Raw genomic sequence first — 25,924 nt, forward strand, 5'->3', positions numbered from 1 at the left:
GAGACAAGATGAGTGAGCTTCATCTTGTCTCGTATGAACTTCTATTATTTAATCGCAGGAACGATTCTCTAAATGAAACTCAAAGACGAAAAGACGGTCGATTATCCAGGCGCTTGTTTTTATCCAACTCCACCTTTTCCCCCAAGCAAAGCGCCATGAACAATAGGAAAAAATAGCCAGAGCCTGAATAAAATAGCAGTGAATCAGATAGGTTACCAATCATAAAGGGTAAAAGCATTGCAAAAGCTATAACTCTCATTTGATTAAGTTGAAAACTGGCTCTGATTAATGAAAAAAACAGGAGAAATAAGCCTGTAATGCCTAACAAGCCAAATTCAGCTGCGATGAGCCAATATTGACTATGGGGCTCCCAAAGCTTCCAAAACCAACCCGGTACAGGCGCCTCTTTCGCATAGAAATAAGTAAAACTGGCTGTGCCATTGCCAAACAAGGGATGACGATTAAACAGCTGGTGTGCATAATCATGGAATTGCAAACGAAAACCAATGTCGGAATCTTTTTGATTCTGTTGATAAGCTTTAATTTGCAGCACCAAAGCATTCACCCGTCCTTTCATCACAGGACTTAGGCTATAACTCCCTGCAAATACAGTGATCACCAACAGTGAAGCAACAATGGCCTGTTTTAATGAGCACAGTTGAACGATTAATAATCCCATCATTAAAAAATAAAGCACATAACCCGTGCGCCCACCGTTAACAAATAATTCTTGATAGCTGAAAAGAAGACCCAGTAATACATAGCCATAACGAGAATAACCAGAATGGCGATAAGCAAAAAGAAAGGACAAGTAAGTGCCAAAAGCTACCATAAACCCAGTCATAATATGATTGCGAAATACGCGATCTGGATTAAATTGGAAAAAGGACAAAAAACCGTGAAATTTAAGTATGGACAACATACAGGTGATGGTTACAGCAAGAAGAAAGGCATACAAAGCCAATTGTCTTGTTTTTGCATCCTGAAAGCCCACAGCTAAAATGGGCAAGTACAGCAATTTGCTGTATTTTTCGATTACAAAACCCTTATCACCCCAATCAGCAGGACTCCAAAGACAAGCAAGCACTGCAATGCTGAATAATGCCAAAGCGGCTAATGACCATTTTTCAAAAAGAACAAAACGCAAGTCCCTACGAAATTCAGGGATCATAATAATCGTTATGACGGATAATACCGCCGCAATACTTTTACCGGTGGAACTTAATGGTAAAGCAAGCAATGTAGCTGCAAGCAGCAGGGAAACCCAGCTTTGTAATGGGAATTTTTTAGACAACTGCAACAAAATTTCCATTTAATCCTTCCTCAATACATTTGGTAATCGACTGACATCCATATCGTGGTAATGCTGTTTTATTCCACGATAAAAAGCACCTTGAGCATTTATGACAGCAAATAAAAAACCGGCCTTACCATCTAAAAAGCCCCTTTGGAGAAAATAGCAGCGAAAAAACATCCAGCTGCTGGAGCCGAGAATTTTAAGGAAATTGTTTTTTTTCTGTTGTTCAATTCTGATTTTGGCACTATAGGATGAATATTTATTTAATTTATAGAGTGCGTGGCTTACATCACGGAAAGAATGATGCTGGATAGCAATACGAAATTGTTTAATACGTGCATGCGCCGGCAGCACGATTTTTTCATGCACAATGTCATCACTGTAGCGTGCACCTGAACGTTTAAATAGGCGCACATGACGCTTAGGGCTAGAAGAGAAACGTAATGGCTTGCCATAAAAATTCATACAGATGGGAATTCGATAAGCATCCGCTTCATCGCTCTGAATTGCCTGGACTATAGCTGCCTGCAATGATTGGCATACCGACTCGTCCGCATCCAGGTTCAGCACCCAATCACCTCTGGCATAATTTAAAGCACGCTGCTTTTGAACCCCATATCCTTGCCAATCTGTGCAGTAAACTTTATCGGTGTACTCTTTGGCAATGGCTACAGTCATATCGCTGCTTCCGGAATCCAAGACAATAATTTCATCAGCCCATTTAACAGAATCTAGGCAACGTCGAATATTGGCTTCCTCATTTTTAGCAATGATAATAACACTAAGCATGTAAAAACCAGGTTAGCAAATTGCCATATTCTACCTTAGATGATAAATAATTGTTAGGGATTAAATGGAAACTGGACGGGAGGATGGGGAAATAAAAAAAAGCGCTTCCGAAGAAGCGCAGAAAGAGAGTTTTTGCTACTTAGCAAACACCTTCCCTATGATCATGGCTGTCGAAATGGAGTTTGCCGTCTTTTACTCTCAAGGTAACATGACCGCCATTGGCAAGCTTTCCAAAAAGTAACTCGTCAGCCAGCGGTTTTTTGACGTTTTCTTGAATCAATCTAGCCATGGGTCGCGCCCCCATTGCTTTATCATAACCATGTTCGATGAGCCAATCTCGGGCGGCTGGGTCTACTTTAAAGGTCACACCCTTATTACTTAATTGTTCATCGAGCTCCATAATAAATTTATCGACCACCAAACCAATGGTAGCTGTATCCAATGGTGCAAAATTAATGATCGCATCCAATCGGTTCCTAAATTCCGGACTAAACTGCCGCTTAATGACCTCCAGGCCATCATTGCTGTTATCCTGTAAGGAGAATCCAATTGAATTCCTGCTGATTTCAGTAGCACCAGCATTCGAAGTCATCACCAGAATAACGTGCCTAAAGTCAGCCTGACGCCCATTGGTATCCGTTAGGGTGCCGTGATCCATAATCTGCAGAAGCAGATTAAATACATCAGGGTGCGCCTTTTCAATTTCATCCAACAGCAAAACAGCATGGGGGTTTTTCGTCACCGCCTCGGTCAACAATCCTCCTTGGTCATAACCCACATAGCCGGGAGGGGCGCCAATCAAACGAGATACAGTGTGTTTTTCCATGTATTCAGACATATCAAAACGAAGCAATTCAATGCCAAGAACATTGGCTAACTGTTTTGTAACCTCGGTTTTACCTACTCCGGTAGGACCTGCAAACAGGAAGCAACCGACTGGCTTTTGAGGTTCTCTTAAACCTGAGCGGGCTAATTTGATTGCAGAAGCCAGCGCTGTAATGGCAGCATCTTGTCCATACACCAACAGTTTTAAATCACGCTCGAGATTGCGAAGAGTGTCTTTATCTCTTGCAGATACCTTCTTAACCGGGATACGGGCAATTTTAGCCACAACGCTCTCAATTTCAGTCACGCTAATAATTTTCTTGCGCTTATTAGCAGTAAGTAGATTTTGATAGGCACCTGCTTCATCAACGACATCAATAGCCTTATCGGGCAAGAAGCGATCATTGATGTATTTGGCAGACAGTTCTGCTGCAGCTTTTAATGCAGGAATCGAGAATTTTACCCCATGATGTTCTTCTAAACGACCTTTAAGGCCTTTAAGTATTTCAAAGGTTTCATCAATGCTCGGTTCTTTAATGTCAATTTTTTGGAAACGGCGTGCCAGTGCCCTGTCTTTTTCAAAGATGCCACGGTACTCTTGATAAGTAGTAGAACCGATGCATTTCAGCTCACCGTTGGCAAGCAGCGGTTTAATTAGATTAGAAGCATCCATTACACCGCCTGAGGCAGCCCCAGCTCCTATAATGGTGTGAATTTCATCGATGAAGAGAACAGCACCATCTTGTTGTGACAATTGTTTCAGCACTGCTTTCAGGCGTTTTTCAAAATCCCCACGATATTTTGTGCCCGCCAAAAGTGCACCCAAATCAAGAGAATACACAACGCAGTTATGTATTGCTTCCGGAACCTCGCCATCAACAATGCGTCTTGCCAAACCCTCGGCAATGGCAGTTTTACCCACACCTGCCTCACCCACCAGCAGCGGATTATTCTTTCTTCGACGGCATAAGACCTGGATTGTTCGTTGGATTTCTTCATGACGACCAATCAAAGGATCAATTTTGCCTAATCTTGCACGTTTGTTTAAATTCATGCAGTAGCTTTCAAGCGGGGATTCATTTCCTTCATTGCCCATTGAGTCTTCATCCATGGAATTCATGCTATCGCTCATATCGTTGTGATATTTGGATACACCATGGGAGATATAGTTTATTACATCCAAACGGGTAATGTTTTCACGACGCAGAAAATACACGGCTTGACTTTCTTGCTCACTAAAAATAGCCGCTAACACATTTGCGCCGGTAACTTCGGTTTTCCCGGCAGATTGAACGTGAAACACAGCACGCTGTAAAACTCGCTGAAAACCCAAGGTAGGTTGCGTCTCCCTATCTATTTCGTCCTCAGGAATTCTTGGGGTTGTCTCATCAATAAACTCGGTTAAATCGCGGCGTAAAGCTTCAATATTGGCGTCACAAGCCTGTAGGACATTCCCAGCGGCTGGATTATCAAGCAATGATAGTAGCAAATGTTCTACCGTCATAAATTCATGACGTTTTTCTTTTGCTTCCTTAAAGGCCAGATTTAAGGTGAATTCAAGTTCTTTATTTAACATTGTCGTTGCTCCTCTCCAGCCACACCACCATCATTCTGGTTCCATGGTACATAGCAGGGGGTGTTGATTGCTCCTCGCATGATCGTTGACCAAAGCAACTTTTGTTTCTGCTATATCCCTAGTAAAAATACCACAAACGCCCTTCCCCAAAATATGAACCTGTAACATCACCTGGGTTGCTACCTCTTCATTAAGGTGAAAGAATCGCTTTAATACCTCCACTACAAATTCCATTGGTGTGTAATCATCATTAAGTAGAATTACTTTGTATTTTCTGGGCTGTTTGAGCTTTGGTAAGGCTTCCGATTCAGCCTGTTCTCGCTCTACAATTTCCTCTAAAGACCATCCACTCATAACATACACCCTTTACTAATTTTATAGACTTCTAACGCACATTTGGCCAGTAAAAAATGATTTAATTCTTGAAAAAATTAAACCCTGCGGAAATGAACAACATCTTGATTAGATTACATTCATCTTTGGCGTGAGAATCGCTGCAAAATTTATTAAACAATAAATAAGTTAAAATGGAAGTCCTTGCAAAAATTATCCTTGGCTTTTTAAATAAATTCAATGACGTGCATAGAAAATTCAACTTCTTGCCAATTCTTGCTGTACTTAATTGTAGCAAAAAGTTGAATCTTCCATTGTTATTTAGCAATATTACATATGTTTAATGATGGCTTGCCCAAATCCTGAGCTGCTTACGCAAGTTGCATTTTCCATCATACGCTCAAAATCATAAGTTACTGTTTTTGCTTCAATAGCCCCTTCCATCCCTTTGATAATATAGTCAGCGGCTTCCGTCCAACCTAAATGGCGAAGCATCATTTCAGCGGATAAAATTAAAGAGCCTGGGTTAACTTTGTTTTGGCCTGCGTATTTAGGAGCGGTCCCGTGTGTTGCTTCAAAGACAGCCACTTCATCGCCAATATTGGCGCCTGGAGCAATCCCGATTCCACCAACCTGTGCTGCCAAAGCATCTGAAATATAATCGCCATTCAGGTTCAAAGTGGCAATTACACTATAATCTTCAGGTCTTAGCAGAATTTGCTGTAAGAAAGCATCGGCAATCACATCTTTAATGATAATGCGATTACCCGATTTAGGATTTTTAAATTCAAGCCATGGCCCACCTTGATATTCAGTCGCACCAAATTGCTCTTTGGCGACTTGATAACCCCAGTCCTTGAAGGCTCCTTCGGTAAATTTCATGATGTTGCCTTTATGAACCAGAGTAACCGAATCACGATCATTGTCGATGGCGTATTGAATCGCAGCTTTGACTAATCTCGTAGTTCCTTCTTTGGAAACCGGTTTGATTCCAATGCCACAATGCTCGGGAAAGCGAATTTTTTTCACAGACATTTCATTTTGTAAAAAATTAATCACTTTTTTCGCTTCGGCTGAATCAGCTTGCCATTCGATACCAGCATAAATGTCTTCTGAGTTTTCCCTGAAAATAACCATATTGGTTTTCCAAGGCTCTTTAACAGGGCTTGGTGTACCATTGAAGTAACGAATGGGACGCAGACAGGTGTATAAATCCAAATCCTGACGGATAGCAACGTTTAGCGAGCGGATTCCTCCACCGACTGGAGTGGTTAAAGGACCTTTGATTGCTACCACGAATTGTTTTAACGCCTCGAGGGTTTCTTTTGGCAACCATTGATCATGGCCATAAACCTTAGTTGCCTTTTCACCAGCATAAACCTCCATCCAGTGAATTTTTTTCTGATCACCATAGGCTTTTGCAACAGCAGCATTCACTACTTCCATCATTGGTGGAGTGACATCCACACCAATCCCATCACCTTCAATGAATGGAATAATTGGGAAATTGGGTACTTTCAATGATAAATCCGCAGCTACAGTAATGGCTTGTCCTTCAGTTGGAACTTTTATTTTTTCGAATGTCATGGCAACTCCGGTCATATAAAAGGGATAATCATAGCACTGAAAATCCTTTGTCCCAAATCCGTTTAATTGCATAATAAGCCTTTCTTTTACTTTTTAAGCAGTAGAGTCGTGCCAAGCATTTTGTTATTTAACAAACCTTTTGGTGTTTTAAGTCAATTTACGGGTGAGCAATATGAGCAAACCCTATCTGCCTATATTGATTTACCGAACTTTTATGCAGCTGGACGATTGGACAAAAATAGTGAGGGTTTGCTTTTGCTTGCCAATGAAGGAAGAATCCAGCACCGCTTATCCCACCCTAAATTTAACAAGAAGAAATACTATTGGGTGCAAGTAGAAGGCGCACCGCAGGAAAATGATTTGCAACCCTTAAGACAAGGCTTGCGGCTTAAAGAAACGCAATTTTTACCGGCCCAGGTAAAACTGATAGCGGAACCTCCTTTGTGGCCCAGAAATCCTCCCATTCGCTTTCGCAAAACGGTACCTACAACCTGGCTTGAAATTATTCTGCAGGAAGGAAAAAACCATCAGATTCGACGCATGACTGCCGCCATAGGTTTCCCCACCTTACGTTTAGTTCGTCATCGAATAGCAAATTGGTCTTTAGGGGATATACCGCCTGGAGAATACCGCCTGCTGGATGTGGAGTCTTTGTAGTTCCGATGCTATTTCCGGGTGTAGGACCCTGACTTACCTCGCATATACTGCCTTTGACCTTAGGGCATCATCAGCAATCAACCTCACCCAGGGCCAAAGAACCATGCTTACACCGGCGCTGGCAGACAACATCAATAAAGAGATGCGATAGCCTAAGAATGCTTCAACAATAAAAATTAATAGCTGATACAACAAGCAAAAAAAGCCAATTAAAGCCATTTGTTGCCACATGGGGAAAAAGTTGAATCGCCGCTCCTTACTGCTTGCAATCCAGGTCACCAAAGCAAGGGCAAAGGCATGTTCTCCTAGCACGGTGGACAGCAAAACATCAAGCAGTAAACCAACTATCAATACAGCGAACAAATTGAATTGATTAGGCAAAAAGAATTGCAGATACAAAACCAGAATTAGAACCCAGGGCGGTCTTAAGTGGGTTAATAATTCAGGTAAGGGCAGAATGGTTAAAGCAAGAGCTAAAATAACGGCAACAAATAAACGCAAGCCCAACGAGTTCATGCGACTTCTCCTATGGCATTGAGGCGCTCATGGATTTGCTCAGTCAATGCAGCTTGCTCTTGATCAGGCCAGATTAGCAACACCAATCGATTTCTGTTCAGTAAGGCAATAGGACTAACATCCACTTTAATAAACGCCTCACCGGGGATGCTTTTAATTGATTCAACACGCCCCACAGGATAGCCTTCTGGATATAATCGACCAAGACCTGAGGTAACCAACAAATCCCCTTTATTAATGGAAGAGGTTTTGGGCAGGTTAATTAGTGAGAGTTGACTCATATCATTGGTGCCCACCAATATGGCTCGCTCTCCAGTGCGGTTATTTCTTACCGGAACAGCACTTTTAGCATCCGAAATCAACAAGACTGTACTGGTCATCGAACCCACATCAATAATTTGCCCCATAACACCCTTGGCGTCCAAGACAGGTTGCCCCACGTAGACCCCATCCCTTTTGCCTTTGTTGAGTACCACAAGCTGCCTCGAACTGCTCGTTTCAACGGCTAAAATCTGAGCTGCCATGGCACGCATGCTTGCTTTGGAGGAAGTCAACAACAACTCTCTAAGCTGTGAATTTTCTTCTTTAATAACCAGAAGTTTTTGCAGCTCAGCTTCGAGCAACGTTTGCTGGTAACGTAATTGCATGTTTTCGTTGATTAATGCCTTTTTGGCACTCACTAAAGATTGCAGCCAACCAATTACCCGCACAGGATAATCAACAGCAAACTGCAAAGGAGAAATCAACAGCCCAAAGCCGCTGCGAACATGCTTTAGATACTGATAGTGATAGTCTAAAAACATACAAGAAAAGGATAAAAACGCAGCAAACACAAAGCTAAAGGCCTTGCGCTTACCGCGTTTTGCAAAAATCCTGCTCTTATGGTTATTCGGTTGAGAGGAAATCACCGCCGCGTAGATCCATGGTTTCTAATGCTTTACCACCGCCACGAGCAACGCAGGTTAAAGGATCTTCTGCAACCAGCACGGGCAGGCCTGTTTCTTCCATTAATAAGGTATCCATATTTTTTAAGAGAGCCCCACCTCCGGTGAGTACCATACCTCGTTCTGCAATATCCGCGGCCAATTCAGGAGGAGCCAATTCAAGCGCTGCTCTTACTGCACCTACAATGCCAGAAAGTGGTTCTTGCAAAGCTTCAAGGATTTCAGCACTGGTGAGTGTGAAGCTGCGTGGAACTCCTTCGGCCAGATTCCGTCCTCTGACTTCAATTTCGAAAAGATCGCGACTTGGGAATGCAGAGCCAATTTCATGTTTAATCCGCTCTGCGGTGGTCTCCCCAATTAAAGTGCCGTAGTTGCGTCGAACATAAGAGACAATCGCATCATCAAATTTATCGCCACCAATGCGTACAGATTGATGATAGACAATACCACTGAGAGAAATAATGGCTACTTCAGTGGTACCGCCGCCGATATCGACAACCATCGAACCGCTGGCTTCTTCCACAGGCATCCCCGAACCTAAAGCAGCCGCCATGGGCTCTTCTATGAGGAAGACTTCCCTTGCCCCTGCGCCCATCGCCGATTCACGAATGGCCCGTCGTTCCACCTGGGTTGAACCACAGGGTACGCACACCAGCACTCGCGGGCTAGGTCTTAGGAAACGGTTCTCGTGGACTTTATGGATAAAGTGTTGCAGCATTTTTTCAGTAACGAAGAAGTCCGCAATGACGCCATCCTTCATAGGTCGGATTGCGTTAATATTGCCAGGTGTTCTACCCAACATGCGTTTGGCTTCAAGGCCCACTGCTGCGACGCGTTTTTGCCCTGATTCATTGCGCAACGCCACCACAGAAGGCTCGTTTAAAACAATTCCCTTATCCCTTACATAAATCAGTGTATTCGCCGTTCCCAAGTCTATGGATAAATCATTGGAAAAAACGCCCCTCAATTTCCTGAACATGTGAAACATTACCTCGTTCTTTTTTTGGCGAACACTTTACCTCATATTTGCGTAAAAATCGACAGATCTTGATTAAGTTTTTTTTGAGGAAGGTTCGAATTCCAATTTAAGTATTTTTTTTGATTGATTCTAACGGAAAATTATTCAATCAAAACCGGAAATTACATAAACATTTACACTGGGCTGAACCGGACACTCCCAGTGAGCCAGCCCAAGATTAAAAAACTTAAGATAAATTTTGCATTATTATTCAAGTTGTTAGAAAACAATGAACCATTTTTGCGCTTATTCAGGAAAATACAGGGTGGACTTGCAAATGCAAGTCACCCAGCCCAAAAAATAAAATAAAAATTCAAAACTAATTTACGCTAAAGATTGCTTGCAATTGCTCAAGGTTATTTTTAACAAATTGCCTCCCAATTCCTTTGACTTGCGCCAGTTCATCAATGGATTTAAAGAGGCCATGTTCCTCGCGAAATTTAACAATAGCCTGGGCTCGTTTTGGACCAATTCCTTTTACCGATTGGGAAAGCTGCTTTGCGTCGGCTTTATTTAAATTGATTTTTGCTGGGGCTTGCAGCGATTTTTCAGTCGAAGCGGGACTAGGTTTGGCCGCCTGCAAGGGAAGGGCGATTACACACAAAGATAGAACAGCAGCAAATAAATTTGCTTTCATTTTTACTCTCCTTATTTAGTTGGACTGGTTGTTTTACTTTTCCTTTAAAAACAACCAATTACTTCTCGCGGACGCAAGAAGTAATGAGTATCGCAAGTTTTTTTTTATCTGTCGAGTGTTGTTTGTTGAAAATGTGAGTGAAGGACGAAGGCCACACAAGACGTTAATTTTTTTACCATTTCCAAGTGCAGAAACTCATTGGGACCATGGGCATTTGAATGCGGCCCGAGTACCCCTGTAATCATGAACTGGGCCTCAGGAAATTTTTCACCCAGCATTCCCATAAAAGGAATTGTCCCGCCCTCGCCTATGTATGCAGCAGGCTTTTGGTAAAAAGCCATTGAAGCCTCATTGACTGCCTCTTCTAGCCAGGCAACCATTCTGGGAGCATTCCAACCTATAGAACCGTGATCAGCCTTAAAGGATACCTTGGCGTGATAGGGAGGATTTTGGCTGAGAGCTTCTTCCATAGCCGAAGCCGCCAGTTCAGGTGAAATTAAAGGAGGAAGCCGCATTGACAATTTTAAAGACGTCTTAGGCCTTAAAACATTCCCGGCATCGGCAATGCTTGGCAAACCAGATGCCCCGGTGACGGTCAAAGCCGGCCGCCAACTGCGATTTAAAATTAATTCCTCTTTACTTTGACTTACAGCACTCATTCCTGGTTCAAATGGAAAATTCCTGTAAACGGATTCCCCCAATACTTCTGCACAAGCCACAGCTTGATGCTTTCTGTCTTCAGGAATTTCGCAATAAAGGGATTTCAACTTAATTTCGCCAGTATTTTCATCCTCAATTCGGCTTAACAGTTGTCTTGCGATTCGAAAACTGTCCGGGACAATGCCACTGGCAGCCCCAGAATGAACTCCTTCCTTAAGGACTTCAACGGTTAATTCCCCACTTACGTTTCCACGAAGCGATGTGGTCATCCATAACTGTTCGTAATTCCCAGCCCCAGAATCAAGGCAAATGATTAAGGACGGTTGGCCAATTTTTTCCTTCAATTGATCAATATAAAATGGCAAATCGTAGCTTCCGCTTTCTTCGCAGGCTTCGATGATGACAATACAACGGGCGAGGGGAAGGCCTTGCTCTTCCAAGGCGCGAATGGCGGTTAAGGACGCATAGGCGGAATAACCATCATCGGCCCCCCCTCGCCCATAAAGCCGTCCATCCTTAATTACTGGTTTCCAGGGGCCTAAATCTTCATGCCAACCAGTCATTTCAGGTTGTTTGTCCAAATGACCATAGAGGAGCACGGTTTCTTCGGTATTGCCAGGGATTTCCATGAAAATCAGAGGGGTTCGTCCCGGTAAACGAACAACATCAAGACTCATGTTCTTTGGCGCATTTTTCCTACACCAATCTGCGACATGGTTAATCGCTTGTTCCATAAAGCCGTGCGCCTGCCAATCTGGATCAAATTGTGGTGATTTATTTGGGATTTTAATGTATTCAAAAAGACTTGTAAGAATATTTTCCTGCCATTGATGTTGAATATACTCATACAACTTCTGGGGATTGAACATGCATCTCCTCCTTGATTAGAGCAATAATTTTTGCGGTAGCAGATTCAATCTCTAATGCTCTAATTTTCTTTCTAATTTCTTGAGCGTTTTCTTGTACCTCATGAATAGCAGACATAAGCGAGTTCTCACATAACTGCTCTTCTTCAATTACCGTGCTGATGCCTTGCTCTTTAAAATAACGAGCATTTTGCAATTGATCACCACGACTGACTTTTCCTGATAAGGGCAGTAAGACGTGTGGTTTTTCCAAAGCCAAAATTTCATACAAAGCGTTTGCTCCAGCCCTGGAGACGATTAAATCGCTTGCAGCCAGCAGATCTGCCAATTCGTCCTTCGCATATTCCATTTGAAAGTAATTAACCCTATTCAATAAGGTTTTGTCAATTTTTCCCTTACCGCATAGATGAACCACTTGATACTGTTCACATAAAACCGGCAAGCAACGCCTTACAGCTTCATTCAATGAAGCAGAGCCTTGACTCCCCCCCATCACCAACAGGCAAGGTTTATCAGCGTTAAACCCACATAATTCCAAGCCCTTGTCTTTGGATCCTTTAAATAATTCAGCACGGATTGGAGTGCCAGTGATCTCAACTTTGTCCTGGTTTTTAAAGTGTTTTTTGGCTGCTGCAAAGGTTAGGCAAATTTTACTGACGAAGGGAAAAGTTAATCGATTAGCAAGACCGGGGGTTAAATCCGATTCATGAGCAATCGCCGGGATGCGCTGTAGCCAAGCGGCGACAACTACTGGAAAAGCCACAAACCCACCCTTGGAGAATACCAGATCCGGTTTAATTTTTTTTAACAGGCAATAAGCTTGTCCTATTCCTAGTAAGATCCTGAATGGATCTATAAAATTTTGCCAGCTGAAGTATCGTCTTAATTTTCCGCTGCTTACAGCATGATAAGGAATAGCCAGAGAACAAATCATGTCTTTTTCGACCCCGTTTTCAGAGCCAATGTAATCAATTTGCCAGCCATTATCCTGAAGCACATCGATAAGAGCTAAATTTGGGGTAACATGCCCCGCTGTGCCTCCCCCGGTAAATACAATGTGTGGATTCATTTTATTTCCCTAACCAATAAGCTCAAATCAATAGCATGAATGGACTTAGTCATAGCACCCACTGAAATGTAATTCACCCCAGTTTGCGCGATGGATGTTATCGTAGATAATTCAACCCCGCCGGAGGCCTCCAATTCACAACTTCGATTATTTAATTTTACTGCTTCCATGAGTTCATCCAAACTAAAATTATCCAGTAAAATCCGATCTGGCCTTGCAGCAAGCGCCTCTTGAAGTTCTCTCAGGTTTTCAACCTCCACTTCGACCATCAAATCCTTTCGGATTTCCCTGGCTCGTTGAATCGCTTTGCTGATTGAGCCACAAGATTTAATGTGGTTTTCCTTAATTAAAAACGCATCGTATAAACCCATTCGATGGTTATTGCCGCCCGCACAAGCCACTGCGTATTTTTGAGCCAACCGCAATCCCGGAATTGTTTTTCGAGTATCCAGAAGTTGAGTATTTGTCCCTTCTAATTTAAGTAAATACTGACGCACTTGCGTGGCTGTGCCGGATAAAACTTGTAAAAAATTTAATGCGGTTCGTTCAGCAGTCAAGATTGAAGCAGCAGGACCGCCGATGCGGCATAGGGTAGCAGGCGCATTAAGCCACTCACCCTCCTGGCATAACCACTCGCAGTGAATTGTGGGATCAACTTCAGCAAATACGGCTTCGACCCAGGGTTGCCCGCAGATTAACATCGGTTCACGGGAAATGATTTCTGCTTCTGCCATTAAGGCCTGCGGCAATAAAGCAGCACTGACGTCGCCATCTCCTAAGTCTTCTTCCAAGGCACGTCGGACGTCTTTTAAAATGTCATTTTGGGTGGGCAGCATGTTTTAATTTTCTCTTTTTTTTAAATCGCTGTTTTAATAATGGTGGGGCGAGCAATGTAGTAACAATTACCATCAAAATAATGGCCGAAAACAAGTCATCCGAAATTACATTTAAACTTCTGCCTATGGAAGCAAAAACCAAACCTACTTCCCCTCGGGGCATCATGCCAATGCCAATCAACAACCGATCATCTCGTTTGCCACCACCAAGACCACTCACTAATTTACCTATAATGGCGGCCGCAATAAGTCCTGTGGCCAGAATGATTACATTCCAACTCAAGAAAGACTCTAGCTTAACCTGGACGCCGATCAAAATAAAAAACAAGGGAGCCAATATGGATTCGAGGGGGGCCACCAGGCTTTTTATACTAGGCTCCTCGACAACTTGATCTTTGTTTAAGAAAAAGTCATCGTGCAGAATGAGCCCAGCACAAAAAGCACCTATAATCGCTGCTAAATCTACCAAAGTTGCGAGCCAAGCCAAAAACATTACAAACATAAAAACAGAAAATAGCTTTACTTCCCAAGGCTCTAGAAAATAATTAAAGAATCGGACAACCATTCGCAAAATACTGGGTCCAATAGCCAAAACCGCTACAAAAAATAACAATGCCGAGATAATAATACGGAGAATTACGGTTAAATCGACTGTTTCATTGGTAACTAGGGAGCTAACAATAGATAAAAGAATCAAGCCCAGAATGTCATCAATCATTGCAGCGCCCAGAATGGTTCTGGCCTCTCGGGTCTTGAGTTTTTTCATTTCCGTTAACACGCGGGCTGTAATACCTACACTCGTGGCGGCCAAAGTTGCCGCTACAAACAAATCCACTTTATAAGTGGATTCTGGCATCAGCAAATGAGCGACGACAAAACCAAGAAGAATAGGTGTAATGACGCCAAGAATTGCGACCTGCAAAGACTCACGGCCCGTATGCTTAAGTTCTGTCATGGAGCTTTCCAAACCCACCATGAAAAGCATGAAAATCACTCCATAACGCGAAAATACCTCCAGGATGTTGCCAATTTTCACCAGATCCAGGCCATGAGGGCCTCCAAGAACAGCAATCAGTTGTTGCGTAGAATAAGGGTTGCTAATATGATTTTTCACGGCCTGGGCTAAAGGCACTTCGGCTAACATATCCCGTACGATCTCAAAAATAGCTGGCCCTTCGCGCAAAACAGTCGCCAGAGGAAGTCCCCAATAATAAAAAATGTTCCCGAGTAAAACCCCCATCAACAATTCTCCAAGCACGGCAGGCTGGTGAAATCGTTGCGCAAGATAGCGGCCAACAAGAGCCGCAAATAGGATTAAAGTCACCCATAACAAAATAGGAGCCAAAGGGTCGTGACTGTTGTCACCAGGTACCCCCGCGTAAAGGAGTACTGGACAAAGCAAGGCGAAGAGAATCAGGTATTTGCCCTTTGCGTTCATCACTTTTGCCTTGCCAAAAAGAGACAAGTTTCCAATACGGAATCTGGATTTAGGGAGACACTATCAATGCCCTCTTTCATCAGCCATTGAGCAAAATCCTGATGATCAGAAGGTCCCTGCCCGCATATTCCTACGTATTTCCCAGCTTTTTTGCAGGTGGATATCGCCATATGCAACAATGCCTTTACTGCCTCATTTCGTTCGTCAAACTGAGAAGCTACCAGACCAGAATCTCTATCCAAACCGAGTGTAAGCTGGGTCAAATCATTAGAACCAATTGAAAATCCATCAAAATATTCTAAAAATTCACTGGCTAATAGAGCATTGGAAGGCAACTCACACATCATAATAATCCTTAAACCCTCCTTACCTCGTTCAAGGCCATGTTTCTTTAACACATCAATGACTTGTTTCGCTTCCGCCACAGTCCGGACAAAAGGAATCATGACCTCAACGTTATTGAGTCCCATATCTTCACGCACACGCCGCACAGCCTGGCATTCCAGCGCAAAACACTCTGCAAAATCAGCGGAAACATAGCGGGATGCGCCCCTGAAACCCAACATTGGATTTTCTTCGTGCGGCTCGTAATACTTCCCACCCGCTAAATTGGCGTACTCATTGGATTTAAAATCAGAAAGCCTTACGATTACAGGTTTTGGATAGAACGCCGCAGCTATGGTTGCGATGCCTTCTTTTAAGCGCTCAATATAATATTCTATGGGCGAAGGGTACGCGGCTGTTTTCTCATCAATAAGGGATTTTAATTGTTTGTCCTGAAGTTTTTCATATTCCAAAAGCGCTTTAGGATGGATGCCTATGGTATTGGAAATTAAAAATTCCAACCTGGCTAAACCAACACCCGAATTGGGAATGGCTTGAAAAGCAAAAGCACGTTCAGGGTTTCCTACGTTAAGCATGATTTTAAGTGGTAACTGAGGCATGGAATCCACATCCAGGCGCTCCTGCTCAAATGGAAGCAACCCTCGATAAATATAACCATTATCTCCTTCAGCGCAACTGACGGTGACTTCATCCCCATCCTTGATGGTCTTTGTTGCATCTCCGCAGCCTACCACTGCAGGAATACCCAACTCACGAGCGATGATGGCTGCATGACAAGTGCGGCCTCCACGGTTCGTTACAATGGCAGAGGCTTTTTTCATGACTGGCTCCCAATCGGGATCAGTCATGTCAGAAACCAAAACGTCGCCGGTTTCAACACGATGCATTTCGCTGACGTCGTTGATAATTCTCGCTCGTCCCTGGCCAATTTTTTGGCCAATGCTGCGTCCTTCGGTTAAAATTTCTCCTTTAGCCTTTAGGGAATAACGTTCAAGAACCTGAGAACTCGCACGACTTTTAACCGTTTCAGGTCGTGCTTGAAGAATGTATAACCTTCCATCCAGGCCGTCTTTTGCCCATTCTATATCCATAGGGCGACCATAATGTTTTTCAATCACCAGCGCATGACGAGCCAGTTGTTCGACTTCTTCATTGCTTAAGGAAAATACCAGACGCTCGGCGTTGTTAACGTCTTCAATTTTAACCCGCTCGCTTCGACTGGCGTCATCGTTATAAATCATCTTAACCGCTTTACTTCCCAAAGTGCGGCGAATAACAGCAGGCTTTCCAGCACACAAACCTGGTTTATGAACATAAAATTCATCGGGGTTGACTGCACCTTGCACCACCATCTCCCCTAATCCATAAGATGAGGTAATGAAAACAACCTGGTCAAAACCGGACTCTGTATCCATGGTAAACATCACGCCGCTGGCTGCAAGATCACTTCTTATCATTTGCTGCACACCTGCTGAAAGCGCCACGTCATGGTGGGCAAAACCATGGTGAACCCGATAGGCAATCGCCCTGTCGTTAAACAAGGAAGCAAAGACTTGTTTGATTGCTGTCAACACCGCTTCAACGCCATGAACGTTTAGATAGGTTTCCTGTTGACCTGCGAAAGATGCATCCGGTAAGTCTTCCGCTGTCGCTGAGGAGCGAACTGCCACGGTGAAATCATGATGGCCGATGGATTTTGCCAAATTCTCATAGGCGACTCGCACTGCCTGCTCAAAATCGGCTGAAAAAGGGGCATTCACAATCATTTCACGAATCTTCTTGCCAACGGCAGTCAATTGGGCGATGTCATCAACATTCAAGGAAGACAGTAAATCGTAAATGGTTTGCTCAAGTTTATTTTGTGATAGGAATTCCCGATAAGAGTCAGCCGTAGTGGCAAAGCCTGTCGGCACAAGAACTCCGGCAGAAGATAAATGGCTAATCATCTCACCCAGTGAAGCATTTTTTCCGCCTACCTGTTCAAGATTTTGCATTCCCAAATGTTGAAAATCAATTGTATGTGCTGCGGCAGCCATAATCTTCCCCGACTTCCTTTAAAAAAAGACCATTCTACTTAAATTAGCCGATGATGTGAATGACAGTCCATGATGAATCAAAGCATGGCTAACTGACTGTATTATTGCCGATATAATCGGATATTTCTGGGCGGTGCAATGTAAGAGCTTGAACGTATGGGATTGATATCCAAGCCTCCCCTTCTTGTGTAACGGGCATAAACACAAAGCTCTTTTGCTTGGCAATGAGTCATTAAATCCGTAAAAATTCGTTCCACGCATTGTTCATGGAATTCGTTGTGATTGCGAAACGAAACAATGTATTTCAGTAAGGAATCATTATTGATCCGTGGGCCACTGTAGGTAATAGCCAGCGTTCCCCAGTCGGGTTGACCAGTCACAGGACAATTTGATTTCAGAAGATGGCTATACACTGAATAATCGTTGACCACAGATTCCCCTTCAATGGTTAACAGCGAAGAATTCACTTGATATTCATCACAACGAACATCCAGTTCATCGAGACAAAAACCATTCATGTCTTCTATTCGGCTTAAAGAGAAATGTTCTGGGGGGAAGATTGTCACATTGACAGGGCTACCGGCAGATTTGCTCAAATCATTAACCAGTGTTTGCACCACCGTCTCTGTGGAATCAAAATGGCTGTTGTTAAATGAATTCAGATAAAGCTTCAGTGATTTGGATTCGATTAAATTCGGAGAGTCGCAAGGGATTAAAATGTCAGCAACGGCCACCACAGGCTTTCCTTTATTATTCAGCCAGGACAGTTCATAAGCTGTCCATAAGTCGTAACCATAAAAGGGCAACTGTTGATTGTTAATTCCAATGTCTTCGCGCTTGGGCCCACGAGAAATCGGGAACAACAGCGAACTGTTGTAAGTTTCTACGTATGTGGTTTTCTGACCTAAGGGTGAGGAATACAATTCTTTATCTGACATGCTTAATGCCCACTATTTATCCGAACTGCATTATAGCAAAACCCCCAGAAATTTGGCAGAACTGGCTTCATTAATAACTGCAAACAGTACTCGCGCCATGCTGAGAATCACAATTCCGCTTCCTTAGAATCAATTATTTTGCTAATGTTGCAGTCCTTAAGCCTTGTCTTTGTCTCAGTTTATATGTTTAAAATCCTCGATAAATTTACCGGCGTTGTACTAGGGTTCATTTTATTCCCTCTTAAATCCTTACTAATTAACCTGGTAATAATGGCCTTTGTCTTATTAACTGTTGTCCTGGCTTTAGGTTTTACACCTTTCATTTTACTGGCAAAATTTAGATCAGATAATCTGTTAATGACCTTGCTTAAAACAGCAATGGCAAGTTTAGGGGCTTTCGTATTGATCCCTACAGTCGCTTTTTTTGGTTTTGTTTTTCTAGTCAATCAAAGCATTACCGATGTGTTTAAAAGCATCTATTCGGGAGTAACCGAAGGCTATCGCTTGGGTTTCAGACATATTCTTGAGCAAACTTATCGGGGTTACGACAGGTTTAGTCCAATCTTGAGGGCAATTCATGGCCGTGCTGGTGGACGATTCACAAGACGCGGATGGGGCCTGCATGAATTAACTTCCCTGATTGCTGACGATACCGATTACACCCAGCTTGAGGATGTACCCCGCTCTGCCAATCCTGTTCCTGACCTGACGGGGGAGTCTCAACAAACCAGCCAATCTTTCATTCCCTTGACTGATGAAGAGCTAGAAAAAGCCAAAGCCATTGCGAATGAAGAGCTAGAAAAAGCCAAACCCATTACGAAGCTTAAACTTAAAACTGTAATTGAGCAGTATGAAAGCTTATTAGGACGTTTGAACAAGCTTGAAGAAGCTCTTAGCCATGAACGTGATGAAGACGGCTGTTTAGACGATGAACTGATTGAGGATGAATTGATTGTAAATGTGTCGATTAAAAATCCTTCCCTGATTGTAAAATTAGTTAAAGACGAAAAAACGGATACCTGGCGAGTTGAACCCGCAACTACAAAAATCATTGATTTTGAAAAAAACCTCTATCAATGGCTTCAAAGAAGTGACTCCCACCCCCTCATTAGCAATGAAAGCTTAAGAGAAAAACCGAATTCCCGTTGGCAAGTTTTTAAATACGTTTCGAAGGATAGTTGCCTCGAAATAAAACAAGCGGCATCCATTGTCCGAAAAAAACTGGCAAAACTTGCACAGAAACATACGGCAGAAAATTCTGGGACTCCATCTACAGTACCTGAATCGGAAGGCATGGCTAACACAGTCAGCCACCCTTCTAGCCAGCAGTCAATTGCAGGTGGGACTCCATTTACAATACCTGAATCAGAGGACATGGCTAACACAACCACCCATCCTTCTAGTCAGCAATCAATTGCAGCATCAACTCTCGCGCAAACTCAAAGCCAACTGTTTTTTAAGCCCACTGAACAATCAGAAACAGGTCGGACCAACAACAAAGCCGATGCAAAAACCAGTGGTGAATTAGAACCTACTGGAAACAATCCCTATCAATCCTATTCGGTTTGAGCGGGCGATTGCCGAGATTTTTTATTCACATCTGCCGCCGCATCTAATATTATATGCGCTTTATGATTGCGGCGGTTTACCATGATTCTATCCCCCTTAAATGTCGTTTCCCCTATAGACGGTCGTTATGTGAAAAAAACTTCAGTCTTAAGTCCCTATTTCAGTGAATTTGCCCTGACTTATTACCGTTTAATGGTGGAGATTCGTTGGCTTGAATCCTTAGCCGGCAATAAAGACATCAAAGAAGTGGCTGAACTCGATAACAAAGCTAAAGTGTATTTGGCGGAAATTTTAGTTAATTTTAATGAAGAAGAAGCTCAAAAAGTAAAAGAGTATGAAAAAAAGACGAATCATGATGTGAAGGCCGTTGAATACTATCTCCAGGAAAAACTGTCCCATTTTGATAGCTTGAAAAAATACGGCAGTTTTATCCACTTTGCATGCACTTCAGAAGACATTAACAATGTCGCTTACGCTTTAATGATTAAAGAAGCCATTGCCCAAGTGATTCAACCTGCTCTGGCTGAGATCATAGCCAGTATTATGCTTCTGGGGAAACAACATGCAGACATTCCCATGCTTTCAAGAACACACGGCCAACCCGCCACGCCTACTACAGTAGGAAAAGAATTGGTCAATTTCGTGGCCCGTCTAAAGCGTCCGCAACAGCAATTGGCGGAAGTCCTTATTCCTGCTAAATGCAATGGTGCCGTTGGAAACTATAACGCCCACGTTATCGCTTACCCGGAAGTCGACTGGCGCAAGCACTGCGCACAATTTGTTAATTCCTTAGGTTTATCCTTCAGTGCCTACACCACACAAATTGAACCTCATGATGGCATTGCCGAAGTGTCACACATCATGATTCGCATCAATAACATTCTCTTGGATTATACTCGGGATGTCTGGACTTACATTTCCTTAAATTATTTCAAGCAGAAAACCATTGCGGAGGAAGTAGGTTCCTCAACCATGCCCCATAAAATCAACCCCATCGATTTCGAAAACGCCGAGGGAAATTTGGGTTTGGCTAATGCTTTATTTAATCATTTTGCCAATAAGTTGACCCAATCCCGAATGCAGCGTGATCTATCGGACTCCACCGTTCTTAGAAACGTTGGGGTGGCTTTCGCCTATACTTTAATCGCCTTTCAGGCCATTGCGAAAGGCAATGACAAGTTACAAATTAACAAACCGGCTTTAAAAAAGGATCTGGATGACAATTGGGAAGTTTTGGCTGAGGCGGTACAAACCGTTATGCGCCGCTATAACATTCCAGATGCTTATGAGCAATTGAAAACCCTGACTCGAGGCCAAGGCATCGATGCCTTAAGTTTAAAAGAATTCATCAATTCCCTGACCATTCCCGATGAGGTTAAGAAGCAGTTAATCGCTTTAACACCAGAAAAATATACGGGTCTGGCTGCTCAATTAGTGAAAGCGTTTTCATGATCAATTTATCACAGCAGGGGCAAGCTCGAGAATTTGATGTTCTCGTCCTGGGCACTGGTTTGGCAGGCTTAAACTATTGTTTGCAGTTGTTAAAATTGCAGCCTAAGGTAAAAATAGCCTTAATCAGCAAAGCTGAGGTGGAAGAGTGCAACAGCCGTTATGCTCAGGGAGGAATTGCTGCTGCTGTAAGTCCTGAAGACTCCCTCGAATCCCATATCGCCGATACCTTGCAAGCCGGTGACGGCTTATGCTATCAACCCGCTGTGGAATTCATTATTCGTCAAGCACCGCAAGTCATCCAGGATTTAATGGATTATCAAATTGACTTTATGAAACACTCCGGAGGCGATTTTGCTCTCGCCCAAGAAGGAGGCCATGCGCATCGACGAATCTTCAACACGGGCGATCAAACCGGCCTGACGGTAACGGAGGCGTTATTAAACGCCGTCAAGCAACACCCCCAAATCAGCCTTTTTGAAAATCATATCGCGGTAAATCTAATCACCCACTACCACCCACATCGAACCGATATACAAGGGGAAGTACTGGGGGCTTACATCCTGGATTGTCAAAAAAATGAAATTGATACCTTTTTAGCAAGATGCACCATACTTGCAACAGGTGGCGCAGGAAAAACTTATCGTTACACCAGTAATTCCATGATTGCTACAGGTGACGGAGTCGCTATGGCTTACCGCGCTGGTGCACGAGTGGGCAACATGGAATTTTATCAATTTCATCCTACGCTGTTGCATCATCACCACGTCAATAATTTTCTCATTTCAGAAGCCGTCAGGGGTGAAGGCGCTTTACTGAAAAACCCCGAAACCGGCGAGCGTTTTATGCAACGTTATGCCCCCGGGCAAATGGAATTGGCTACCCGCGATGTCGTCGCCCGCTCCATCTTCAGTGAAATTGAGCAAAGTCAACATGGATTTGTTTATTTGGATATTACTCATCAGCCCAAAGCCTTTCTCAAAAAGCGTTTTCCGCATATTTTTAAAACCCTCTTAAGCATTGGCATTGACATGAGCCAGGATATGATTCCAGTCGTCCCTGCAGCTCATTACCAATGCGGCGGGGTTCTGACCGACGTCGATGGCAGAACTGATTTAAAAAGGCTGTATGCCATTGGTGAAGTGGCTTTTACCGGCCTGCATGGTGCAAACCGCTTGGCCAGTAATTCCTTGCTGGAAGCCTTAGTCATGGCCAGCAATGCAGCCCCTTGCACGCTAAAGGACATCAGCACAGTCAGCAAAGTTATTGACCATGTTCCCAATTGGAGTTCACCCGGAGAGGTAAATCCAAGGCGTGCGAGTCAAATTAACGCCCACTGGCGAGGCCTGCGCGGCGAAATGACTTCTTATGCCGGAATCGTACGCACGGAAGCTGGACTTGAAGATCTACTACAATTAATCATGAAGCGGAAGAAAATCATCGAAGAATACTATTGGAAACATTGCATCACTCGAGATTTCATTGAATTGCGTAATATAGTTTTAAATGCCGAGCTGATCGTCAGGGCAGCATTATCCAGAAGAGAGTCACGAGGTGGCCACTTTCGTGAGGATTTTCCCACTAAAAATCCAAAAGCTGAAGAAAGTATAGCCAGATTAACTTCACCGCAAACTCATTTTATTTAATTGGGGTACCCGATGTTCAAAAGTGACACGACATACCAGCCTGAAAAAACACTCATGCGTGTAACCAATGATATGAGTATTTGCCAAAGTGATTATCCACTGGATTGGTATCAGGAGGAATTCATACCCTATGCAGAAGAATATTTGGCACTGCCCGATCGAAAACTGACCACAATCCTTGCCTGGATGAGCCCTTATCTTAAAAAAGCACAAGAGCATTTCGGCGACAAACTCCTGCTCCTCGCCCATTATTACATGGGTGGCGATATTGTAAGACTTGTTGAACAATTCGGCGGTAAAATTGGTGATTCTTACCAATTGGCATTAATGGCTGCCACTCATGCTGAAAAATCAGTCATTATTGAATCCGCAGTTCATTTTATGGCGGAATCCATCGCCATTTTAGCCAATCCACATCAACAAGTTTACATTACCAACCCAAAATCCGGCTGCACTATGGAAATGCTGGCTAAAGATTTCATGGTTGAACCCGCATTTCTTGATTTAAACGAACGCTACGGCGCTGAATCAATTCTTCCTGTTTGCTACATGAACACTTCTGGACGTGTCAAAGCGATGACTGGTGCACAAGGAGGCGCCGTATGTACCAGCTCCAACGTAAAAAAAATTTTTGAATGGGCCCGACAACAAAACAAAAAGATACTGTTTATCCCAGACCGCCACATGGGTGAAAATATTGCCTACTGGCTTGGCATCAAACAACTGGCTTATTGGCCTGGCGGCACGGCAGGTGCGCAATATTCGTTACAGGCCCAGGATCGCAAGACCCTTGAGCAATTCGACAAGGCTGAATTAATCTTATTTGCCAGTGAATGTGCCGTCCACAGTCACTATAAAGCTGAGATGTGTGACTATTGGCACAGTCAGGGTTATTCCACGGTTGTTCATCCAGAGTGCCGCAATGAAGTCATTCGTGTGGCGCAGCAAGCTGGATCGACAGCCTTTATTTGGGACTACGTGGTTCATGATAAGGCTGGAACAAAACGTTATGCCATCGGTACAGAAAATCATATGGTGAACAATCTAAAACAATATTGTAAGTCGTTAAATATTGAGGTGGTTAACTTGGCGGAGACACCAAGAGCAGACCACAGCAAAGGGATAGGCTGCGGTTGTGCCACCATGTCACGCAATGATCCACCGCATTTGGTTGCTTTGGTTGACCTTTTAAGACAAGGCAAGGCTCCTTCTTATAATGAAGTTAAACCTGGTGACTTGGTCAATGAATTTAGTGGATCAAGACAACGGCTTAATGCGCAAGACCAGCAATGGGTTGTTGATAATGCGAAAAAAGCCTTGCAGATGATGATTGATATCACTGAAAATCGCATCTAGGAAACTACTCAACTTGGAGAGGGACGTAATGAATTCAAAGCTGCAAAAGACACAACAGTCTTCAATTTATGATGTTCCTGTTGATACAATGGATGGCGGTCGAACCAATTTAAAAGCCTACGAAGGCAAAGTCATGCTTTTGGTCAATGTGGCAAGTCGTTGCGGCTTTACCTCACAATACAAGGAATTGGAGGCCATGCATCAGGAATATAGGGAAGAAGGTTTGGCGATACTGGGCTTCCCCTGCAATCAATTTGCCCAGCAAGAACCTGGGACAGATGCAGAAATAAAAGAATTTGCCGAGAGTTGCTATCGGGTCAGTTTTCCATTATTTGCAAAGATTGATGTGAAGGGGAAAAATCAGGCGCCACTCTATGCGTTTATTAAAAAGCACATCAAGCGCAGGCCTTTCAAATTCATCCCCTGGAATTTTAGCAAGATTCTTGTCGATCCGAAGGGCAATGTTCTAAAGCAATATCTACCCATTACTTCCTTTAAAAAAATACGAAAAGACATCGAAAAATTATTAAATTCCATTTAGTAATTGGATTGGCCTTCATATCGGCCGCTTGGCAAATTGTAAATCCCTTAATTTAAACCGGAGCTGAGCTCAAGTCCCTACCATATTCAATATTGTGCCTGCTCATCCTAATTTTTATATTAGGTTTTTGTCTCATTAGCCCTGTAAATCCAAAACAAAGTGTTGTGCTTAAATTTTTAAAGTTCAATAGCTAACTGTACAGGGTGAACCCAACCATAAAATCCTTTTGGTATATGAGATTATTATTTCCCAACTGTTTAAAAAAAGTAAAGTCCACTTCAAAATGTGGATTAATCATATAGAGAAATCCTGCATCAGCAACGGTGACGCCTGGTTCATTGACGCCAACTGCTGATTGCCAAAACAGTTCACTGAACAGCACCACTCGATCAGAAGCTGAATAATTAACCGAAAGATCCGGGGAAAACACATTGTAGCGCTCACTGTTTAGTATTGGAGGCTCAGTAAATGAACTCCATTCCAACATGGTGTTTAAACTCCATTTATCGTTGATTGCGTAACTGGCAATTCCAGACAGTGAGCCTTGCATCTTAGAGCTGCCAAATTCAGAACTTCCGCCAGGAAATGCCAATTCAACGTCCACGCTCACCAGCCAGTTTCCGCCCTGATAAGCTTGATGCTTGCTACTGAGGAGCAGCGGTTGAGTCCCGGCAATGGAAGGCTCCTTCAGCTGCAGGTAGTTGGGGAGTAGAAAACGCAATTCAGAAGAGCCAGGCAGGCCTATTCTTATCTCAATCTCAGGATAACTCTCGAGAGTACCTACAGGTTTAAAGGTTTGATATTCATATTCGCCCGAAGCCAAAATTTTTTGGGCTGGAACAACACATGGACTGAAAATATGGCCACCGCCATTGGTAATATTTAGGATCTCATTGGGACCAAGGCAAGGATTATCATTAAGTGCGAAGACTGGATGGACAGCTACCAATAAAATTAATGCAATTGCATACCGAATCAACATGAATCCTTTCTCAT

The 25,924-nt window shown here is 43.2% G+C and carries 22 protein-coding genes; 6 read left to right on the forward strand and 16 right to left on the reverse strand.

What is annotated here, in order from left to right:
• Positions 1–79 precede the first annotated feature (79 nt).
• From EL203_RS09110 to icd, 5 genes are all read right to left on the reverse strand, one after another.
• On the reverse strand, positions 80–1,312 hold the full coding sequence (locus EL203_RS09110) for an O-antigen ligase family protein (RefSeq protein WP_058469723.1): 1,233 nt from the start codon (positions 1,310–1,312) through the stop codon (positions 80–82).
• On the reverse strand, positions 1,313–2,086 hold the full coding sequence (locus tag EL203_RS09115) for a glycosyltransferase family 2 protein (RefSeq protein WP_058469724.1): 774 nt from the start codon (positions 2,084–2,086) through the stop codon (positions 1,313–1,315).
• Between the two features lie 139 nt (positions 2,087–2,225).
• Complete coding sequence (clpA, locus tag EL203_RS09120; RefSeq protein ID WP_058469725.1) at positions 2,226–4,487, reverse strand: ATP-dependent Clp protease ATP-binding subunit ClpA; 2,262 nt, start codon at positions 4,485–4,487, stop codon at positions 2,226–2,228.
• Positions 4,488–4,517: 30 nt separating this feature from the next.
• Positions 4,518–4,841: an ATP-dependent Clp protease adapter ClpS gene (gene clpS / locus EL203_RS09125; RefSeq protein ID WP_058469726.1), complete on the reverse strand. Its 324-nt coding sequence runs from the start codon at positions 4,839–4,841 to the stop codon at positions 4,518–4,520.
• A 309-nt stretch (positions 4,842–5,150) separates the two neighbouring features.
• Entirely contained in the window at positions 5,151–6,422 is a 1,272-nt protein-coding gene (gene icd / locus EL203_RS09130; protein ID WP_232004083.1) for an NADP-dependent isocitrate dehydrogenase, read from the reverse strand.
• Positions 6,423–6,515: 93 nt separating this feature from the next.
• Between icd and EL203_RS09135 the strand changes: the two genes are divergently transcribed.
• The gene (locus tag EL203_RS09135; protein ID WP_058469727.1) at positions 6,516–7,064 is read left to right on the forward strand and encodes a pseudouridine synthase; all 549 of its coding nucleotides are present in this window, start codon (positions 6,516–6,518) and stop codon (positions 7,062–7,064) included.
• 33 nt (positions 7,065–7,097) lie between these two features.
• On the opposite strand, the gene mreD is transcribed toward EL203_RS09135, so the two are convergent.
• The 10 genes from mreD to queF form a co-directional block, all read right to left on the reverse strand.
• Complete coding sequence (gene mreD, locus EL203_RS09140) at positions 7,098–7,580, reverse strand: rod shape-determining protein MreD (protein WP_058469728.1); 483 nt, start codon at positions 7,578–7,580, stop codon at positions 7,098–7,100.
• Positions 7,577–8,488, reverse strand: coding sequence for a rod shape-determining protein MreC (gene mreC, locus EL203_RS09145; RefSeq protein ID WP_058469729.1), 912 nt, complete (start codon positions 8,486–8,488; stop codon positions 7,577–7,579). Before mreC ends, mreD begins: the two co-directional genes overlap by 4 nt.
• On the reverse strand, positions 8,466–9,503 hold the full coding sequence (locus tag EL203_RS09150; protein WP_025385468.1) for a rod shape-determining protein: 1,038 nt from the start codon (positions 9,501–9,503) through the stop codon (positions 8,466–8,468). The genes mreC and EL203_RS09150 overlap by 23 nt, the downstream gene beginning before the upstream one ends.
• 358 nt (positions 9,504–9,861) lie before the next feature.
• Positions 9,862–10,179 (reverse strand): ComEA family DNA-binding protein, encoded by a 318-nt coding sequence (locus EL203_RS09155; RefSeq protein WP_058469731.1) that lies wholly within the window; start codon positions 10,177–10,179, stop codon positions 9,862–9,864.
• A gap of 104 nt (positions 10,180–10,283) precedes the next feature.
• Entirely contained in the window at positions 10,284–11,708 is a 1,425-nt protein-coding gene (locus tag EL203_RS09160) for a M20 family metallopeptidase (RefSeq protein ID WP_058469732.1), read from the reverse strand.
• The gene (locus EL203_RS09165) at positions 11,683–12,774 is read right to left on the reverse strand and encodes an undecaprenyldiphospho-muramoylpentapeptide beta-N-acetylglucosaminyltransferase (protein WP_058469733.1); all 1,092 of its coding nucleotides are present in this window, start codon (positions 12,772–12,774) and stop codon (positions 11,683–11,685) included. Before EL203_RS09165 ends, EL203_RS09160 begins: the two co-directional genes overlap by 26 nt.
• Positions 12,771–13,610 carry a carboxylating nicotinate-nucleotide diphosphorylase gene (nadC, locus tag EL203_RS09170; protein ID WP_058469734.1) on the reverse strand — a complete coding sequence of 280 codons (840 nt, stop codon included), beginning with the start codon at positions 13,608–13,610 and terminating at the stop codon, positions 12,771–12,773. The genes EL203_RS09165 and nadC overlap by 4 nt, the downstream gene beginning before the upstream one ends.
• Positions 13,591–15,048, reverse strand: a complete 1,458-nt coding sequence (locus EL203_RS09175) for a cation:proton antiporter (RefSeq protein WP_058469735.1) — start codon at positions 15,046–15,048, stop codon at positions 13,591–13,593. The genes nadC and EL203_RS09175 overlap by 20 nt, the downstream gene beginning before the upstream one ends.
• Positions 15,048–17,429, reverse strand: coding sequence for a phosphoenolpyruvate synthase (gene ppsA, locus EL203_RS09180; protein WP_058469736.1), 2,382 nt, complete (start codon positions 17,427–17,429; stop codon positions 15,048–15,050). The genes EL203_RS09175 and ppsA overlap by 1 nt, the downstream gene beginning before the upstream one ends.
• Before the next feature lie 101 nt (positions 17,430–17,530).
• Positions 17,531–18,367 carry an NADPH-dependent 7-cyano-7-deazaguanine reductase QueF gene (queF, locus tag EL203_RS09185; RefSeq protein ID WP_058469737.1) on the reverse strand — a complete coding sequence of 279 codons (837 nt, stop codon included), beginning with the start codon at positions 18,365–18,367 and terminating at the stop codon, positions 17,531–17,533.
• A 183-nt stretch (positions 18,368–18,550) separates the two neighbouring features.
• Between queF and EL203_RS09190 the strand changes: the two genes are divergently transcribed.
• From EL203_RS09190 to EL203_RS09210, 5 genes are all read left to right on the forward strand, one after another.
• The gene (locus EL203_RS09190; RefSeq protein WP_058469738.1) at positions 18,551–19,936 is read left to right on the forward strand and encodes a hypothetical protein; all 1,386 of its coding nucleotides are present in this window, start codon (positions 18,551–18,553) and stop codon (positions 19,934–19,936) included.
• A gap of 81 nt (positions 19,937–20,017) precedes the next feature.
• Positions 20,018–21,388, forward strand: a complete 1,371-nt coding sequence (gene purB / locus EL203_RS09195; protein ID WP_058469739.1) for an adenylosuccinate lyase — start codon at positions 20,018–20,020, stop codon at positions 21,386–21,388.
• The gene (gene nadB, locus EL203_RS09200) at positions 21,385–23,031 is read left to right on the forward strand and encodes an L-aspartate oxidase (protein ID WP_058469740.1); all 1,647 of its coding nucleotides are present in this window, start codon (positions 21,385–21,387) and stop codon (positions 23,029–23,031) included. Before purB ends, nadB begins: the two co-directional genes overlap by 4 nt.
• A gap of 12 nt (positions 23,032–23,043) precedes the next feature.
• The gene (gene nadA / locus EL203_RS09205) at positions 23,044–24,387 is read left to right on the forward strand and encodes a quinolinate synthase NadA (RefSeq protein WP_058469741.1); all 1,344 of its coding nucleotides are present in this window, start codon (positions 23,044–23,046) and stop codon (positions 24,385–24,387) included.
• Between the two features lie 28 nt (positions 24,388–24,415).
• Positions 24,416–24,928 (forward strand): glutathione peroxidase, encoded by a 513-nt coding sequence (locus EL203_RS09210; RefSeq protein ID WP_064108343.1) that lies wholly within the window; start codon positions 24,416–24,418, stop codon positions 24,926–24,928.
• Positions 24,929–25,118: 190 nt separating this feature from the next.
• On the opposite strand, the gene EL203_RS09215 is transcribed toward EL203_RS09210, so the two are convergent.
• Positions 25,119–25,910 carry a transporter gene (locus tag EL203_RS09215; RefSeq protein WP_058469742.1) on the reverse strand — a complete coding sequence of 264 codons (792 nt, stop codon included), beginning with the start codon at positions 25,908–25,910 and terminating at the stop codon, positions 25,119–25,121.
• Positions 25,911–25,924 lie beyond the last annotated feature (14 nt).

Source organism: Legionella jordanis, assembly GCF_900637635.1.
Classification (GTDB): Bacteria; Pseudomonadota; Gammaproteobacteria; order Legionellales; family Legionellaceae; genus Tatlockia; species Tatlockia jordanis.